The sequence below is a fragment of the Pseudomonas sp. B14-6 genome, from assembly GCF_013260315.1.
Classification (GTDB): Bacteria; Pseudomonadota; Gammaproteobacteria; order Pseudomonadales; family Pseudomonadaceae; genus Aquipseudomonas; species Aquipseudomonas mandelii.
Window position 1 is genome coordinate 2,561,428 of record NZ_CP053929.1, and the last position, 16,461, is coordinate 2,577,888.

Sequence of the window (16,461 nt, forward strand, 5' to 3'; positions counted from 1 at the left end):
TCCCGCTCGGCTGCGCAGCAGTCGTAAATCCATTGCATGCGGCGTACCAGACAACCTTCGACGGCCTGTTTTGGGGCCGCTTCGAAGCCCAGCGGGAGCAAGCGCCCTCGCCACAAAAAGCACTGCAAATATCTAAACACCAGAAACGACAAAGGCCACCCGAAGGTGGCCTTTGTTTGGTGAAGCGTCAGCTAAGCGCGAGGCTTATTTGATCGCCCAACCGGTCAGCTCGGACAATGCCTTGCCGATGTCTGCCAGCGAACGCACGGTTTTAACGCCTGCGTCTTCCAGGGCAGCAAACTTCTCGTCTGCAGTGCCTTTGCCGCCAGAGATGATTGCGCCAGCATGGCCCATGCGCTTGCCCGCAGGGGCAGTCACACCAGCGATGTAGGAAACAACCGGCTTGGTCACGTGTGCCTTGATGTAGGCAGCCGCTTCTTCTTCAGCCGAACCGCCGATCTCACCGATCATGACGATCGCTTCGGTCTTCGGGTCTTCCTGGAACAGCTTCAGGATGTCGATGAAGTTCGAGCCCGGGATCGGGTCACCACCGATGCCGACGCAAGTCGACTGACCGAAACCGGCGTCAGTAGTTTGCTTCACAGCTTCGTAGGTCAGGGTGCCGGAACGGGAAACGATACCGACCTTGCCTGGCAAGTGAATGTGACCTGGCATGATGCCGATCTTGCATTCGCCTGGAGTGATCACGCCTGGGCAGTTAGGACCGATCAGGACTACGCCCAGCTCGTCGCACTTAACTTTAGCGTCCAGCATGTCCAGGGTAGGAATGCCTTCGGTGATGCAGACGATCAGCTTGATGCCGCCGAAAGCAGCTTCCAGGATCGAATCCTTGCAGAAAGGAGCCGGAACGTAGATCACGCTGGCGGTAGCGCCAGTGGCAGCTACAGCGTCTTTCACGGTGTTGAACACTGGCAGGCCCAAGTGCTCGGTGCCGCCTTTGCCTGGAGTTACGCCGCCAACCATCTTGGTGCCGTATTCGATGGCTTGCTGGGTGTGGAAACTACCTTGCGAACCGGTAATACCCTGGCAGATAACTTTGGTGTCTTTATTGATCAGGACGCTCATTATTTGCCCTCCGCAGCTTTAACGACTTGTTGAGCAGCGTCGGTCAGGCTGGTAGCAGCGATGATGTTCAAACCGCTTTCTGCCAGTACTTTAGCGCCCAGCTCAGCGTTGTTGCCTTCAAGGCGAACAACAACCGGGATTTTCACGCCGACTTCTTTCACAGCGCCGATGATGCCTTCGGCAATCATGTCGCAACGAACGATGCCGCCGAAGATGTTGACCAATACTGCAGCGACGTTAGTGTCGGACAGGATGATCTTGAACGCTTCGGTAACGCGTTCTTTGGTAGCTCCGCCGCCCACGTCGAGGAAGTTGGCTGGTTTGCCGCCATGCAGGTTGACGATGTCCATGGTACCCATGGCCAGGCCAGCACCGTTGACCATGCAACCGATGTTGCCTTCCAGCGCTACGTAGTTCAGTTCGAACTTGGCAGCGTGCGCTTCGCGCGGATCGTCTTGCGACGGATCGTGGAAAGTCTTCAGCTTAGGCTGACGGTACATGGCGTTGGCGTCGATGTTGATCTTGGCGTCGAGGCAATGCAGATCGCCGTCAGCCTTGATCACCAGCGGGTTCACTTCCAGCAGCGCCAGGTCGTGATCCTTGAACAGCTTGGCCAGACCTACGAAGATCTTGGCGAACTGAGCAACTTGCTTGCCTTCCAGACCCAGCTGGAATGCCAGCTCGCGACCCTGGAATGGCTGGGCGCCAACCAGTGGATCGATCGTGGCTTTCAGAATTTTTTCTGGAGTGTCGTGAGCGATTTTCTCGATGTCCACGCCACCTTCGGTGGAAGCCATGAACACGATGCGACGGCTCGAACGGTCAACGACAGCGCCCAGGTACAGCTCTTTAGCGATATCAGTGCACGATTCAACCAGGATCTTGGTGACTGGCTGGCCATTGGCGTCAGTCTGGTAAGTCACCAGGCGCTTGCCCAGCCACTGCTGTGCGAATGCCTTGGCGTCTTCTTTGCTGCGAACCAGCTTTACGCCGCCCGCTTTACCGCGACCACCAGCGTGGACCTGGGCTTTGACAACCCACTCGGTGCCGCCGATTTTGTCGCAAGCTTCTGCTGCTGCTTCCGGGGTGTCTACTGCGAAACCCTGGGATACTGGCAGGCCGTACTCAGCGAACAGCTGCTTACCCTGATACTCGTGAAGATTCATGCTTATTACCGTCTTCGTTAGGTACTGCGCATTCGGTGCTGCACTTGTTCAAGTGCCGCACCACCTGTGACTGCTGCTTGCGTAGCCTTTCCGGACAACCGGTGCAGCTACGCAAGACTGCGTCCAGCGGATATTCCGCGGTGAGTCTTGCATGCAAGGCTCACGACGGGCCATACCGCCGTGGTTTCTTATTGTCTTAACGCTTCTTGCGGTTGGCGATGTGGATGGCGCCGCCATTCACAGCCAGAGCAGCTTCGTGCAAGGCTTCAGACAGGGTCGGATGGGAGAAAACCATCATGCCCAGGTCTTCAGCGCTGGTGCCGAACTCCATGCCGATCGCGCCCTGCTGAACCAGTTCTGCAGCGCTCGGGCCAATCACGTGGACGCCCAATACGCGGTCAGTCTTGGCATCAGCAATGACTTTCACGAAACCGCCGGTGTCGTTGGCTGCCATGGCACGGCCACTGGCTGCGAACGGGAAGGTGCCAACGTTAACTTCAACGCCTTCAGCCTTCAATACCTGCTCGGTCTTGCCGACCCACGCGATTTCCGGGTGAGTATAAATAACAGACGGGATCAGGTCATAGTTGATTTGGGCTTTGTGGCCCTTGATGCGCTCAACCACCATGATGCCTTCTTCGGACGCCTTGTGCGCCAGCATCATGCCGCGAACCACGTCACCGATCGCGTAAACGCCCGGTACGCTGGTGGCGCACTGGTCGTCAACGAATACGAAACCGCGCTCGTCGATGTTCACACCGCTGTCGGCAGCCAACAGTTCGGTGGTCACTGGACGGCGACCAACGGCAACGATCAGCTTGTCGAAGGTGATGTTCTGTTCGCCGTTGGCATCGGTGTAGTTCACCACGACTTCGTCGCCGTTCACTTTGGAACCGGTAACGCGAGCGCCCAGTTTGATGTCCAGACCTTGTTTGGTCAGGGTCTTGAAGGCTTCTTTGGAAACGGCTTCGTCAGCGGCTGGCAGGAACTTTTCCAGCGCTTCCAGGACAACCACTTGCGAACCCAGACGCGACCAGACAGAACCCAGTTCCAGACCGATGACGCCAGCGCCGATCACGCCCAGACGCTTGGGAACGGATTGGAATTCCAGCGCGCCGGTCGAATCGACGATGACGTTCTGGTCAACCGGAGCCGGTGGAATGTCGATCGGACGCGAGCCCGAAGCCAGAATCACGTTCTCGGCTTCGATGATTTCAACGGTGCCGTCTGGCTTGGTCAGCTCGACTTTCTTGCCAGCCAGCAGCTTGCCGTGGCCTTGCAGGGAAGTGACGCCGTTCGCCTTGAACAGGGTGGCAACGCCAGAGGTCAGGCCTTTGACGATATTGGCTTTACGGCCAACCATTGCCGCCACGTCCATGGTCACGCCAGCGTGATTGATGCCGTGGATCGCGAAGCCTTCTTTGGCTTCCTTGTACTTCCAGGAGCTGTCCAGCAGCGCCTTGGATGGAATGCAGCCGACGTTCAGGCAAGTACCGCCGAGGGCCAGTTTGCCTTCCTTGTCGGTGTATTTCTCGATGCAGGCAGTGGAGAGGCCCAGTTGCGCTGCTTTAATGGCAGCCACGTAGCCGCCAGGGCCCGCGCCAATCACTACCACGTCGAATTTCTGAGTCATAAAAAAGGTTCCCTTTTAGCAGCAAGCTTCAAGCCGCGAGCTGCAAGTTGAAGCCCATTCGCATGTTTTGCGCTTGAGGCTTGCAGCTTGCAGCTTGCAGCTGCTTTTTAGATATCCAGCAGCAAACGAGCCGGGTCTTCCAGCAGGTTCTTGATGGTAACCAGGAAGGTCACAGCTTCTTTGCCATCGATCAGACGGTGATCGTAGGACAGAGCGAGGTACATCATCGGACGGATCACGACCTGACCGTTGATCGCCATAGGACGCTGCAGAATGTTGTGCATGCCCAGGATGGCCGCTTGCGGCGGGTTGACGATCGGAGTCGACATCATCGAACCGAAAGTACCACCGTTGGTGATGGTGAACGTACCGCCGGTCATTTCGTCCATCGACAGTTTGCCGTCGCGAGCCTTCTTGCCGAAGGTGGCGATGCCGCCTTCGATTTCAGCCAGGCTCATCAGTTCGGCGTTACGCAGAACCGGTACAACCAGGCCGCGGTCGCTGGAAACAGCCACGCCGACGTCGGCATAACCGTGGTAAACGATGTCGGCACCGTCGATCGACGCGTTGACAGCCGGGAAGCGTTTCAGCGCTTCAGTGGCAGCCTTGACGAAGAACGACATGAAGCCCAGGCGCACGCCGTTGTGGGACTTCTCGAACAGGTCTTTGTACTTCGAACGCAGGGCCATGACTTCAGTCATGTCGACTTCGTTGAAGGTGGTCAGCATCGCCATGTTCGACTGGGCTTCTACCAGGCGCTTGGCCACGGTAGCGCGAACGCGGGTCATCGGAACGCGCTTCTCGATGCGGTCGCCAGCGGCGAACACAGGAGCAGCGGCAGCCGGAGCAGCAGCCTTGGCAGGCGCGGCAGCCGGAGCGGCTTTCTTGGCAGCAACGGCTGCAACCACGTCTTCCTTGGTCACACGACCGCCTTTGCCAGTGCCGGCAACGGAAGCGATGTTGATGCCGTTTTCTTCAGCCAGCTTGCGAGCAGCCGGTGCAGCAACAGGATCGTCTTCGCCTTCGGCGGCTGGCGCAGCAGCTTGTGCAGCAGCCGGAGCCGCGGCAGCAGCTGGAGCGGCAGCAGCGCCGCCCGCTTCGATGGAGCCCAGCACTTCGTCGGACAGAACGGTGTCGCCTTCGTTCTTGACGATAGCGCCCAGCACGCCGTCAGCGGTAGCCAACACTTCCAGCACAACCTTGTCGGTTTCGATGTCGACGATCAGGTCGTCACGCTTTACAGCGTCGCCCGGTTTTTTATGCCAGGTGGCAACGGTGCCATCGGCAACCGATTCCGGGAAAGTGGGGGCTTTGATTTCGATAGCCATTATCTGTGGGTCCTTAAATTCGGTTTCAGGTGCGCGAAGGCGTTAAACAGTAAAGGCGTCTTGCAGCAGTTTTTCCTGCTGCTCAGCGTGCATCGATGCATAACCACAAGCAGGTGCAGCAGAAGCATCACGGCCGGCGTACTCGAGAACGAGTGCCTTGTTGTGATTGCCCACGATGCGGCGCATGTGGTGCTGGCTGCAGTACCAGGCACCCTGGTTCATCGGCTCTTCCTGACACCAAACGATATGTTTGAGGTTGGTGTACGGAGCCAGGACTTCATTCAAGTCGTCCTCAGGGAACGGGTACAGCTGCTCGATACGCACGATGGCGATGTCATCACGACCTTCGGCACGGCGTTTTTCCAGCAGGTCGTAGTAGACCTTGCCGCTACACAGAACAATGCGCTCGACCTTTTTCGGGTCTTGGGCATCGATTTCCGGGATCACGGTCTGGAACGAACCTTCGGCCAGATCCTCCAGGGTCGATATGGCCAGTTTGTGACGCAGCAGCGACTTCGGAGTCAGAACGATCAATGGCTTGCGCAGCGGGCGAATCACCTGACGACGCAGCAAGTGGTAGATCTGGGCCGGAGTGGTCGGTACGGCTACCTGAATGTTGTGCTCGGCGCACAGTTGCAGGTAACGCTCCAGACGCGCCGACGAGTGCTCCGGCCCCTGACCTTCATAACCGTGCGGCAGCAGCATGGTCAGACCGCAAAGACGGCCCCACTTGTGCTCGCCACTGGTGATGAACTGGTCGATAACCACCTGGGCACCGTTGGCGAAGTCACCGAACTGGGCTTCCCAGATCACCAGCGCCTCAGGCGTGGTGGTCGAGTAACCGTATTCGAACGCCAGCACGGCTTCTTCGGACAGGAACGAATCGTACAGGTCGAAACGTGGCTGGCCCTTGTAGAGGTTTTGCAGCGGGACGTAGGTCCCCGCGTCTTTCTGGTTGTGCAAGACAGCGTGACGGTGCGAGAACGTGCCGCGACCGATGTCCTGACCCGTCATGCGAATCGGGTGACCTTCGAACGCCAGGGTCGCGTACGCCATGGTTTCGGCGTAACCCCAGTTGATCGGCAGGCCGCCGGCTTGCATCTTCTGACGGTCTTCGTAGATTTTCGAGACCTGGCGCTGAACCACGAAGCCTTCCGGGATTTCCAGCAGCTTGGCGGACAGTTCCTGCAAGGTTTTCAGATCGAAACGCGTGTCGTGACGCGCGGTCCAGGCGTGGCCCAGATACGGACGCCAGTCCACGAACAACTCTTTGTTCGGCTCTTTGACCAGGCTTTTTACAACATGCAGGCCGTTGTCCAGCGCGTTGCGGTATTCGTCGACTTTCGCCTGAACACGCTCTGCGTCGAGTACACCGCCCTGGGTCAGACGATCGGCGTACAGCTCACGGGTGGTGCGCTGCTTGGTGATCTGCTGATACATGATCGGCTGGGTGCCACTTGGCTCGTCGGCCTCGTTGTGGCCACGACGACGGTAGCAGACCAGGTCGATTACCACGTCACGCTTGAACTGCATGCGGTAGTCGATGGCCAACTGGGTCACGAACAATACGGCTTCCGGATCATCACCATTCACATGGAGGATCGGCGCCTGGATCATTTTCGCAACGTCGGTCGCGTACTCGGTGGAACGCGAGTCCAGCGGGTTGCTGATGGTGAAACCGACCTGGTTGTTGATCACGATGTGCACGGTGCCGCCGGTCTTGAAACCGCGGGTCTGCGACATCTGGAAGGTTTCCATCACCACGCCCTGACCGGCGAATGCCGCGTCACCGTGGATGGAGATCGGCAGAACCTTCTCGCCGGTAGGGTCGTTACGACGATCCTGACGGGCGCGAACCGAACCTTCGACCACTGGAGATACGATTTCCAGGTGGGACGGGTTGAAGGCCATCGCCAGGTGAACTTCACCGCCGGTGGTCATGACGTTGGACGAGAAGCCCTGGTGATACTTAACGTCACCGGAACCCAGCTCGACCTTCTTCTTGCCTTCGAACTCGTCGAACAGCTCGCGCGGGTTCTTGCCGAAGGTGTTGACCAGCACGTTCAGACGGCCACGGTGGGCCATGCCGATAACGATTTCCTTGGTGCCGTAGGAACCGGAACGCTGGATCAACTCGTCGAGCATCGGAATCAGGCTCTCGCCGCCTTCCAGGCCGAAACGCTTGGTACCCGGGTATTTGGTGCCCAGGTATTTTTCCAGGCCTTCGCCGGCGGTGACGCGCTCGAGCAGGTGGCTCTTGATGTCGGCGGAGTACGTCGGACGACCACGCACGCTTTCCAGACGCTGCTGGAACCACTGGCGCTGCTCGGAATCGGTGATATGCGTAAATTCAGCGCCGATGGTGCGGCAATATGTCTGCTGCAACGCTTCGTGAATTTCGCGTAGGCTCGCCTCCTCTTTGCCGATGAACAGGTCGCCGGCACGGAAGGTCGTATCAAGATCGGCATTGGTCAAGCCGTAATGATTGATCGACAGGTCTGCAGGTGCAGGACGCTGCCACAGCCCCAGCGGGTCAAGCTGGGCTGCCTGGTGGCCACGCATACGGTAGGCCTGGATCAATCGCAGCACTTCAACTTGCTTCTTCTCGTGCTCACTGCTCACGCTGCCGGCGGAAACCGGTTGGGCGCGGCGCTGGTTCTTTGCCAGCAAGACGAAATGATCGCGAATTGTGGAGTGCGAAACATCGGTGGCAGAGCTGCCGTCAATAGGCAGCTTCTGAAAGTAGGTGCGCCACTCTTCTGGCACAGCGTTAGGGTCGTGCAGGTAGAGCTCATAAAGCTCTTCCACATAGGCAGCGTTTCCACCTGAAAGGTAGGCGCTGTTCCACATGCGCTGCATCACGCTTTCTTGCATGCTTGGTCACCCTCGGTTAGGGGAACACCACCGGCGTCGACACCGAGCAAACTTGCAGAAGTCCGAATGCAGCGACCAAAACAAGCCACTTAGGATCACGCTGATAGTCCGGGTACCAGCCCGGATGCCCCTGCTTGTCTCATTTCTTCAAAATAAGAGCCGCAGCCTTGTAAGCTGCTGCCCAGGTTAAAACTACGGCGCCGGTTGAAGCCTGCGCCGTAGCATCTACGGGTACAGCGGTCTTGCAGTTACAGCTGAATCACACGCCGCTTTGCAGCAGCATGTTACGCACGTGACCGATGGCCTTAGTCGGGTTCAGGCCTTTCGGACAGACGTTGACGCAGTTCATGATCCCGCGGCAGCGGAATACGCTGAACGGGTCATCCAGCGAAGCCAGACGCTCGGCAGTCTTGGTGTCGCGGCTGTCTGCCAGGAAGCGGTACGCTTGCAGCAGTGCAGCCGGGCCCAGGAACTTGTCCGGGTTCCACCAGAAGGACGGGCAAGAGGTCGAGCAGCAAGCGCACAGGATGCACTCGTACAGACCGTCGAGCTTTTCACGCTCTTCCGGGGTCTGCAGACGTTCGATGGCCGGAGCCGGCGTGTCGTTCTGCAGGTATGGCTTAACCTTCTCGTATTGCTTGTAGAAGATGCTCATATCGACGACCAGGTCACGGATAACCGGCAAACCTGGCAGCGGACGAACAATCAGCTTGTTACCTTTTACGACAGAAGACAGCGGCGTGACGCAGGCCAGGCCGTTTTTGCCGTTGATGTTCATGCCGTCGGAACCGCAAACACCTTCACGGCAAGAGCGACGATAGGAGAAACCTTCGTCCTGCTCTTTGATCAGGGCCAGCACGTCCAGCACCATCAGGTCTTTACCACCGGTGTCGACCTGGAATTCCTGCATGAACGGCGCAGCGTCCTGATCAGGGTTGTAGCGATAAACACTGACTTGCAACATGGCGGCCACCCTTAATAAGTCCGAATCTTAGGTTCAAAAGTCGGAACAGTTTTCGGCGAGAAGTTCACGGCACGCTTGGTCACGCGCTTGTCACCCGGGAAGTACAGGGTGTGGCACAGCCAGTTTTCGTCGTCGCGATCTTCATAGTCTTCACGGGCGTGAGCGCCGCGGGACTCTTTGCGGATCTCTGCAGCGATGGCGGTGGCTTCGGCCACTTCCAGCAGGTTTTGCAGTTCCAGGGCTTCGATTCGAGCGGTGTTGAACGCCTGGCTCTTGTCGTTGATCTTGACGTTGGCGATACGGCCACGCAGATCAGCCAGCTGGGCGATACCCTTCTGCATGTATTCACCGGTACGGAATACACCGAAGTAGTTCTGCATGCAGCTTTGCAGTTCTTTACGCAGAGTGGCGACGTCTTCGCCTTCTGTACGCGAGTTCAGGCCATCGAGACGAGCCAGGGCTGCGTCGATGTCGGACTGGCGAGGACGGGCGTAATCAACGCCTTCCTTCAGGGTCTGCTCCAGGAACAGACCGGCCGCACGGCCGAATACCACCAGGTCGAGCAGCGAGTTGCCACCCAGACGGTTGGCACCGTGAACCGATACGCAGGCCACTTCGCCCACTGCGAACAAACCAGGAATGATCTGGTCGACGCCGTCGGCGTCCTGGGTGATTGCCTGGCCATGAATGTTGGTGGCAACGCCGCCCATCATATAGTGGCAGGTTGGAACGACCGGAATCGGCGCCACGGCTGGATCGACGTGGGCGAAAGTCTTGGACAGTTCCATGATACCTGGCAGACGACTGTGCAGAACTTCTTCACCGAGGTGATCGAGTTTCAGCATTACGTGGTCGCCATCCGGACCGCAACCGTTGCCGGCGATGATTTCTTTAACCATCGAACGGGCAACAACGTCACGACCTGCAAGGTCTTTGGCGTTCGGAGCATAACGCTCCATGAAACGCTCGCCGTGCTTGTTGATCAGGTAACCGCCTTCACCGCGGCAACCTTCAGTCACCAACACACCGGCGCCGGCGATGCCGGTCGGGTGGAACTGCCACATCTCAATGTCTTGTACCGGCACGCCAGCACGCAGAGCCATGCCGACGCCGTCACCGGTGTTGATCAGGGCATTGGTGGTGGACGAGTAGATACGACCTGCACCGCCAGTCGCCAATACGGTGGCGTTAGCGCGTACGTAGGAAGTTTCGCCGGTTTCGATGCAGATGACGATCATGCCGACAAAGGCACCGTCTTCGTTCTTCACCAGATCCACACCGTAGTATTCGTTGAGGAATACGGTGCCAGCCTTGAGGTTGGCCTGGTACAGGGTGTGCAGCAGTGCGTGACCGGTACGGTCGGCAGCGGCGCATGTACGTGCAGCCTGGCCACCTTTACCGAAGTCTTTCGACTGACCGCCGAACGGACGCTGATAAATGCGGCCCTGTTCGGTACGGGAGAACGGCAAACCCATGTGCTCGAGTTCGAAAACGGCTTCCGGGCCTACGGAACACATGTATTCGATAGCGTCCTGGTCACCGATGTAGTCGGAACCCTTGACGGTATCGTACATGTGCCAGCGCCAGTCATCGTTCGGATCTGCCGAGGCGATGGCGCAGGTGATGCCACCCTGGGCGGATACAGTGTGCGAACGAGTCGGGAAAACCTTGGTAACTACGGCAGTCTTGTGACCACCTTGTGCCAGTTGCAGCGCAGCGCGCATGCCAGCACCGCCGCCGCCAATGATGATGGCGTCGAACGAAAGCGTATTAACTGTAGTAGACATGAATCAGATACCCCAGAGAATCTGCACACCCCAGACGAAGTAAGCGAACATCGCAACGCCGCATACCGCCTGAAAAAGGAAACGTATTGCAGTTGCGGACTTGCCGAACGCCATTGGCGTCAGGTAGTCGGTCGCGATGGTCCACATGCCGACCCAGGCGTGAGCGCCGAGGGCAACGAGGGCCAGGAGACTGAAAATACGCATCCAGTTGCTTGCGAACAGTTCATGCCATTGGGCGTAGCCGATGCCAGGGTTGGCGACGACGTATCCGATCAGGAAAATGAAATAAGCCGCGAGAACGACCGCAGACACACGTTGTGCCATCCAGTCATAGAGGCCCGAACGGGACAGGTTCGTGACGTTAGTTACCATATCCAAACTCCTGCCAGAACGATTACCACCACGGAAACGGCGATAACGATTTTCGAGCCCAGTTTGCCGCCTTCAAGCGACTCGCCGATGCCCATGTCCATGATCAAATGGCGCACACCGGCAACCAGGTGATACAGCAAGGCGGACAGGATGCCCCAAATCACTAGCTTGGCTAGCGGACTGGTCAGACACGCTTTCACCTGACCGAAGCCTTCTTCCGAGTCGAGCGACTTGTCCAATGCATAAAGCATGATGGCCAGGCTGACAAAGAGGATGATTCCGGAGATTCGGTGAAGAATGGACGTGTAAGCAGTGACTGGGAGTTTGATGGTCCTTAGGTCTAGGTTTACAGGTCGTTGGCTATTCACGGCTTTTTTTCACACTGAAGAGCCCCTAACAATCAGGGCAAAGTTGTTGGGGAGTGCACTGGTCAGGTACCCACCACCCAGGGAGTGCGACCCCCAGTAAAGCAGGCCCAAAAGCCCCTGGCGGTCGGAGGCCGAGTATAGACAGTTAGGCTACTAATGACAACGCGTTCACCTTCCCCTAATAGCTCATTGCACAAGTTGGATAAAAGGCGTAAATGGCAGTCAATTTCGAGGAAAAAGTCCGGTTAAAGCCTTCTGGAGCAAGACTTTAGGCAAATTGACATTCGAATTTATCTCACTATAGTGGTGCGGGCCCTGCGTGGGGGGTCTGTCTGATGATTTCAAGCATAAATAGGAGGCCACATGGCTGACAAAAAAGCGCAGTTGATCATCGAGGGCGCAGCCCCCGTCGAGCTGCCCATTTTAACCGGCACCGTTGGTCCCGATGTTATCGACGTTCGGGGCCTGACGGCCACGGGCCGTTTCACCTTTGACCCTGGTTTCATGTCGACAGCTTCCTGCGAGTCGAAGATCACCTATATCGACGGCGACAACGGCATTCTGCTGCACCGCGGTTACCCGATCGAACAGCTCGCTGAAAAATCGGACTACCTGGAAACCTGCTATCTGCTGCTCAACGGCGAATTGCCGACCGCAGAACAGAAGGCCCAGTTCGTCAGCACCGTGAAGAACCACACCATGGTTCACGAGCAGCTGAAGACCTTCTTCAACGGCTTCCGTCGCGACGCTCACCCAATGGCCGTCATGTGCGGCGTAGTCGGCGCCCTCTCGGCCTTCTACCACGACTCCCTCGACATCAATAACCCGCAGCATCGCGAAATTTCCGCGATCCGCCTGGTTGCCAAGATGCCGACCCTGGCAGCGATGGTTTACAAGTACTCCATGGGCCAACCCATGATGTACCCGCGCAACGACCTGACGTACGCGGAAAACTTCCTGCACATGATGTTCAACACCCCGTGCGAGATCAAACCGATCAGCCCGGTACTCGCCAAGGCCATGGACCGGATCTTCATCCTCCATGCCGACCACGAGCAGAACGCATCGACTTCCACCGTACGTCTGGCCGGTTCTTCGGGTGCCAACCCGTTCGCCTGTATCGCCGCCGGCATCGCTGCACTGTGGGGCCCTGCCCACGGCGGCGCGAACGAAGCTGTTCTGACCATGCTCGATGAAATTGGCGATGTGTCGAACATCGACAAGTACATTGCCAAGGCCAAGGACAAGAACGATCCGTTCAAACTGATGGGCTTCGGTCACCGGGTCTACAAAAACCGCGACCCACGCGCTACCGTCATGAAGCAGACTTGCGACGAAGTGCTGAAGGAACTGGGTATCAAGCACGACAAGCAACTCGAACTGGCCATGCGCCTGGAAGAGATCGCGCTGACCGACCCGTACTTCATCGAACGCTCGCTGTACCCGAACGTCGACTTCTACTCGGGGATCATCCTCAAGGCGATCGGCATTCCAACCAGCATGTTCACCGTGATCTTCGCCCTGGCGCGGACTGTCGGCTGGATCTCCCACTGGAAAGAAATGCTCTCCAGCCCGTACAAGATTGGCCGTCCTCGCCAGCTGTACACCGGCTACGAGTCGCGTGACATCACCAAGCTGGAAGACCGCAAATAAGACCTGTCTTGCGATAACGTCTTAAGCTGTACCGGGAACGGCCTCTATTTATATAGAGGCCGTTTTTGTTTGTGCGGTCTCAGCGGCCTAGGGGCCGACTGGTATTTTGGTTGTGTACATATCCGTTTCTGCGGTAACGGCTACTTATGGTTTCGCTCATACCGCGAGTCCCTTTTTCAAACGCCAAAAGGGAACCAAAAGGCTTCGCCCCGGCGTACGGCGCCTCGCTGAGGCTCCGCGATCCCTCGCTACGGCGTCCATCAGGGGGCATCGCCTAAGGTCTGCCGAAGGGGCGAGAGATCAAGATCAAGATCAACGTCAAAAGCCAAAGCCAAAGCCAAAGCCAAAGCCAAAAGGATCACTGCTTTTGGAAAGCTTGCGTACATCCGCAAGAACAGGTCGGGTACAAGCCGCCTCGAAGGCAAGCCAGCTCCCAGAGGATTGAGGTACATCTGCAAGAGATTGGTCGGCTGTCAGGCCGCCTTCGCGGGCAAGCCTCGCTCCTACAAGAACTCAGCGTACAGCCTTTGATTCTCACCACTCATCAGGCCGAGCGTTAGCTCGCCTGCAGCTCTTGATCTTGATCTACCCGCCCCTTTCGGGAGGCTGAGTGGAGGTGTTCATCCGGGGAGTGGCGCGCAGCGCCGTTCGACGCAGTCGAACACGCTGCATGTAGGTCGTCGCGAAGCAGACCGGAGGGCAGTGTCCCCGGATGGATACCGGAGCGAAGGAACGCCGAGCCTTGGCGAGGGGCCGGACGCTTGGGGCGAGACTTTTTGGTTCCTTTTGTGGCGTTTGACAAAAGGGACTCGCCGTAAGGGCGAAACCATAAGTGGCCGTTACCGCAGGAATGGATATGTACACCCGAGAGAGACAGGCCGCCTTCGCGGGCAAGCCTCGCTCCTACACCAAATACCATCGCCAACAAAAAAAATGCCCCGATCTCTCGACCAGGGCATTTTTCGTTTAACGCAACTTACACAGACAAACCCGAAGCCTTAGTGAGAAACAGCCCCACTCGCCCCCAAACCGGTCTGCGAACGAACAAACTGCGGGAAGAACAGCGCACGCTCATTAACGCCAGCCGCCGACTTGTCAGTGATCGAGAAGAACCAGATCCCGATAAACGCAATGGCCATCGAGAACAGCGCCGGGTACTCATACGGGAAGATAGCCTTCTCGTGATGCAGGATCTGCACCCAGATGGTTGGACCCAGCACCATCAAACCAACCGCACTCACCAGACCCAACCAACCGCCGATCATTGCACCGCGAGTGGTCAGCTTCTTCCAGTACATGGAAAGCAGCAGCACCGGGAAGTTACAGCTCGCTGCGATGGAGAACGCCAGGCCCACCATGAACGCGATGTTCTGGCTTTCGAACAGAATGCCCAAGCCGATCGCCAGCACTGCCAAAGCGATGGTGGTGATTTTCGAGACACGGATCTCGTCCTTCTCGTTGGCCTTGCCTTTCTTGATCACGCTGGCATACAGGTCGTGAGACACCGCCGAAGCACCGGCCAGGGTCAAACCGGCAACCACCGCCAGAATGGTCGCAAACGCTACCGCCGAGATAAAGCCCAGGAAAATACTGCCACCCACCGCGTTGGCCAGGTGCACCGCCGCCATGTTGTTGCCGCCCAACAGCGCGCCAGCAGCATCTTTAAAGGCCGGGTTGGTGCTGACCAGCAGGATCGCGCCGAAGCCGATGATGAAAGTCAGGATGTAGAAGTAGCCAATGAAGCCGGTTGCATACAGCACGCTCTTGCGAGCTTCTTTTGCGTCACTCACGGTGAAGAAGCGCATCAGGATGTGCGGCAGGCCAGCGGTACCGAACATCAATGCCAGGCCAAGGGAGAACGCCGAGACCGGGTCTTTCACCAGACCGCCGGGGCTCATGATCGCTTCGCCTTTGGCGTGAACCTTGATCGCCTCGGAGAACAGTGTGCTGAAGTCAAAGTTGACGTGCTTCATCACCATCAGCGCCATGAACGAGGCACCGGACAGCAACAGCACAGCCTTGATGATCTGCACCCAAGTGGTCGCCAGCATGCCGCCGAACAGCACGTACATGCACATCAGGACGCCGACCAGGATCACTGCTACGTGGTAATCCAGACCGAACAGCAACTGGATCAGCTTGCCGGCCCCGACCATTTGCGCGATCAGGTAGAACGCAACCACCACCAGCGAACCGCAAGCGGACAGCGAGCGAATCTGGGTTTGCCCAAGGCGGTAGGACGCCACATCGGCAAAGGTGTACTTACCCAGGTTACGCAGGCGCTCGGCGATCAGAAACAGAATGATCGGCCAGCCCACCAGGAAGCCGATCGAGTAGATCAGGCCATCGTAGCCGGAAGTGAACACCAGGGCGGAAATACCCAGGAAGGACGCCGCCGACATGTAGTCACCGGCAATCGCCAGACCATTCTGGAAACCGGTGATCTTGCCGCCGGCCGCATAGTAGTCGGCCGCCGAGTTATTTTTCTTGGAGGCCCAGTAGGTGATATACAAAGTCGCGCCGACGAACGCCACGAACATCAGGATCGCGGCGACGTTCAGCGGTTGTTTCTGAACCGCGCCGGTCAGGGCTTCAGCCGCCCAGGCACCCGGTGCGAATGCTGCAACGCTCAATAGAGCCAATAGACGCCGGATCATTGCTGAGCCTCCTTGAGAATCAGATTGTTCAGGTCGTCGAATTCGCCATTGGCGCGTCGTACATAGATCGCTGTCAGGATAAAGGCCGAGAGAATCAGCCCGACACCAATCGGTATGCCCCAGGTAATCGAAGAATCGGGGCTGATTTTCGCTCCCAGAATATGCGGCCCGTAAGCAATCAAAAGGATGAATCCGGAGTAAAGCCCAAGCATGATCGCCGAAAGAATCCAGGCGAACCTTTCTCGCTTACTAACCAGCTCCTTGAAGCGCGGGCTGTTTTGAATCGAGAGGTAAATGCTGTCGTTCATTGTTTTTATCCTCGCAGCACAGATTAAAGTTGGAACGTTATCCACTCTATGCGGCTGCGGGGCAGGTTCCAGACGACCTTAGTATTAGAACGACATGACAGAATCGCCATTTTCTGGTGTGACGCAACTTTTGTAGGAGCCAGGCTTGCCGGCGAAGGCGTCCTCACGATCGCTTTCGCCGGCAAGCCTGGCTCCTACAAAAAAAAACAAAAGGCCCGTTGGCAATATGCCAAGGGGCCTTGAGAGGTGCTGACTAGAGCCGTCA

At 57.5% G+C, this 16,461-nt stretch carries 12 protein-coding genes; 1 reads left to right on the forward strand and 11 read right to left on the reverse strand.

The window, feature by feature from the left end; all coding sequences use genetic code 11:
- Positions 1–204: 204 nt before the first annotated feature.
- The 9 genes from sucD to sdhC all read right to left on the reverse strand — a co-directional run bounded on the left by sucD (position 205) and on the right by sdhC (position 11,578).
- Entirely contained in the window at positions 205–1,086 is an 882-nt protein-coding gene (gene sucD / locus HP062_RS11635; protein ID WP_008148605.1) for a succinate--CoA ligase subunit alpha, read from the reverse strand.
- Positions 1,086–2,252, reverse strand: coding sequence for an ADP-forming succinate--CoA ligase subunit beta (gene sucC, locus HP062_RS11640; RefSeq protein ID WP_008148602.1), 1,167 nt, complete (start codon positions 2,250–2,252; stop codon positions 1,086–1,088). The genes sucD and sucC overlap by 1 nt, the downstream gene beginning before the upstream one ends.
- Before the next feature lie 196 nt (positions 2,253–2,448).
- Positions 2,449–3,885, reverse strand: a complete 1,437-nt coding sequence (gene lpdA, locus HP062_RS11645) for a dihydrolipoyl dehydrogenase (protein WP_077749772.1) — start codon at positions 3,883–3,885, stop codon at positions 2,449–2,451.
- A 107-nt stretch (positions 3,886–3,992) separates the two neighbouring features.
- Positions 3,993–5,213, reverse strand: a complete 1,221-nt coding sequence (gene odhB / locus HP062_RS11650) for a 2-oxoglutarate dehydrogenase complex dihydrolipoyllysine-residue succinyltransferase (RefSeq protein WP_010456848.1) — start codon at positions 5,211–5,213, stop codon at positions 3,993–3,995.
- 42 nt (positions 5,214–5,255) lie between these two features.
- The gene (locus HP062_RS11655; RefSeq protein ID WP_077749771.1) at positions 5,256–8,087 is read right to left on the reverse strand and encodes a 2-oxoglutarate dehydrogenase E1 component; all 2,832 of its coding nucleotides are present in this window, start codon (positions 8,085–8,087) and stop codon (positions 5,256–5,258) included.
- 259 nt (positions 8,088–8,346) lie between these two features.
- Positions 8,347–9,051, reverse strand: a complete 705-nt coding sequence (locus HP062_RS11660) for a succinate dehydrogenase iron-sulfur subunit (RefSeq protein ID WP_010456852.1) — start codon at positions 9,049–9,051, stop codon at positions 8,347–8,349.
- An 11-nt stretch (positions 9,052–9,062) separates the two neighbouring features.
- A complete protein-coding gene (gene sdhA / locus HP062_RS11665; RefSeq protein ID WP_008032662.1) occupies positions 9,063–10,838 on the reverse strand; it encodes a succinate dehydrogenase flavoprotein subunit in 1,776 nt (591 codons plus the stop codon).
- A 3-nt stretch (positions 10,839–10,841) separates the two neighbouring features.
- Positions 10,842–11,210, reverse strand: a complete 369-nt coding sequence (gene sdhD / locus HP062_RS11670) for a succinate dehydrogenase, hydrophobic membrane anchor protein (RefSeq protein WP_007945134.1) — start codon at positions 11,208–11,210, stop codon at positions 10,842–10,844.
- A complete protein-coding gene (gene sdhC / locus HP062_RS11675) occupies positions 11,204–11,578 on the reverse strand; it encodes a succinate dehydrogenase, cytochrome b556 subunit (protein ID WP_010456855.1) in 375 nt (124 codons plus the stop codon). The genes sdhD and sdhC overlap by 7 nt, the downstream gene beginning before the upstream one ends.
- 363 nt (positions 11,579–11,941) lie before the next feature.
- Here sdhC and gltA point away from each other — a divergent pair, with 363 nt between their 5' ends.
- A complete protein-coding gene (gene gltA / locus HP062_RS11680; RefSeq protein ID WP_010456856.1) occupies positions 11,942–13,231 on the forward strand; it encodes a citrate synthase in 1,290 nt (429 codons plus the stop codon).
- Between the two features lie 998 nt (positions 13,232–14,229).
- Here the strand turns inward: gltA and HP062_RS11685 are convergent.
- Both HP062_RS11685 and HP062_RS11690 read right to left on the reverse strand, forming a co-directional pair.
- Entirely contained in the window at positions 14,230–15,888 is a 1,659-nt protein-coding gene (locus HP062_RS11685; RefSeq protein ID WP_010456858.1) for a cation acetate symporter, read from the reverse strand.
- Complete coding sequence (locus HP062_RS11690) at positions 15,885–16,196, reverse strand: DUF485 domain-containing protein (RefSeq protein ID WP_010456859.1); 312 nt, start codon at positions 16,194–16,196, stop codon at positions 15,885–15,887. The genes HP062_RS11685 and HP062_RS11690 overlap by 4 nt, the downstream gene beginning before the upstream one ends.
- Positions 16,197–16,461 lie beyond the last annotated feature (265 nt).

Excerpts from the sequence above, each read along its gene's own strand:
- HP062_RS11690 (WP_010456859.1), bottom strand. The coding sequence starts at position 16,196 with ATGAACGACAGCATTTACCTCTCGATTCAAAACAGCCCGCGCTTCAAG.
- sdhD (WP_007945134.1), bottom strand. The coding sequence starts at position 11,210 with ATGGTAACTAACGTCACGAACCTGTCCCGTTCGGGCCTCTATGACTGG.
- HP062_RS11655 (WP_077749771.1), bottom strand. The coding sequence starts at position 8,087 with ATGCAAGAAAGCGTGATGCAGCGCATGTGGAACAGCGCCTACCTTTCA.
- HP062_RS11685 (WP_010456858.1), bottom strand. The coding sequence starts at position 15,888 with ATGATCCGGCGTCTATTGGCTCTATTGAGCGTTGCAGCATTCGCACCG.
- sdhA (WP_008032662.1), bottom strand. The coding sequence starts at position 10,838 with ATGTCTACTACAGTTAATACGCTTTCGTTCGACGCCATCATCATTGGC.
- odhB (WP_010456848.1), bottom strand. The coding sequence starts at position 5,213 with ATGGCTATCGAAATCAAAGCCCCCACTTTCCCGGAATCGGTTGCCGAT.
- sucD (WP_008148605.1), bottom strand. The coding sequence starts at position 1,086 with ATGAGCGTCCTGATCAATAAAGACACCAAAGTTATCTGCCAGGGTATT.
- lpdA (WP_077749772.1), bottom strand. The coding sequence starts at position 3,885 with ATGACTCAGAAATTCGACGTGGTAGTGATTGGCGCGGGCCCTGGCGGC.
- HP062_RS11660 (WP_010456852.1), bottom strand. The coding sequence starts at position 9,051 with ATGTTGCAAGTCAGTGTTTATCGCTACAACCCTGATCAGGACGCTGCG.
- gltA (WP_010456856.1), top strand. The coding sequence starts at position 11,942 with ATGGCTGACAAAAAAGCGCAGTTGATCATCGAGGGCGCAGCCCCCGTC.
- sucC (WP_008148602.1), bottom strand. The coding sequence starts at position 2,252 with ATGAATCTTCACGAGTATCAGGGTAAGCAGCTGTTCGCTGAGTACGGC.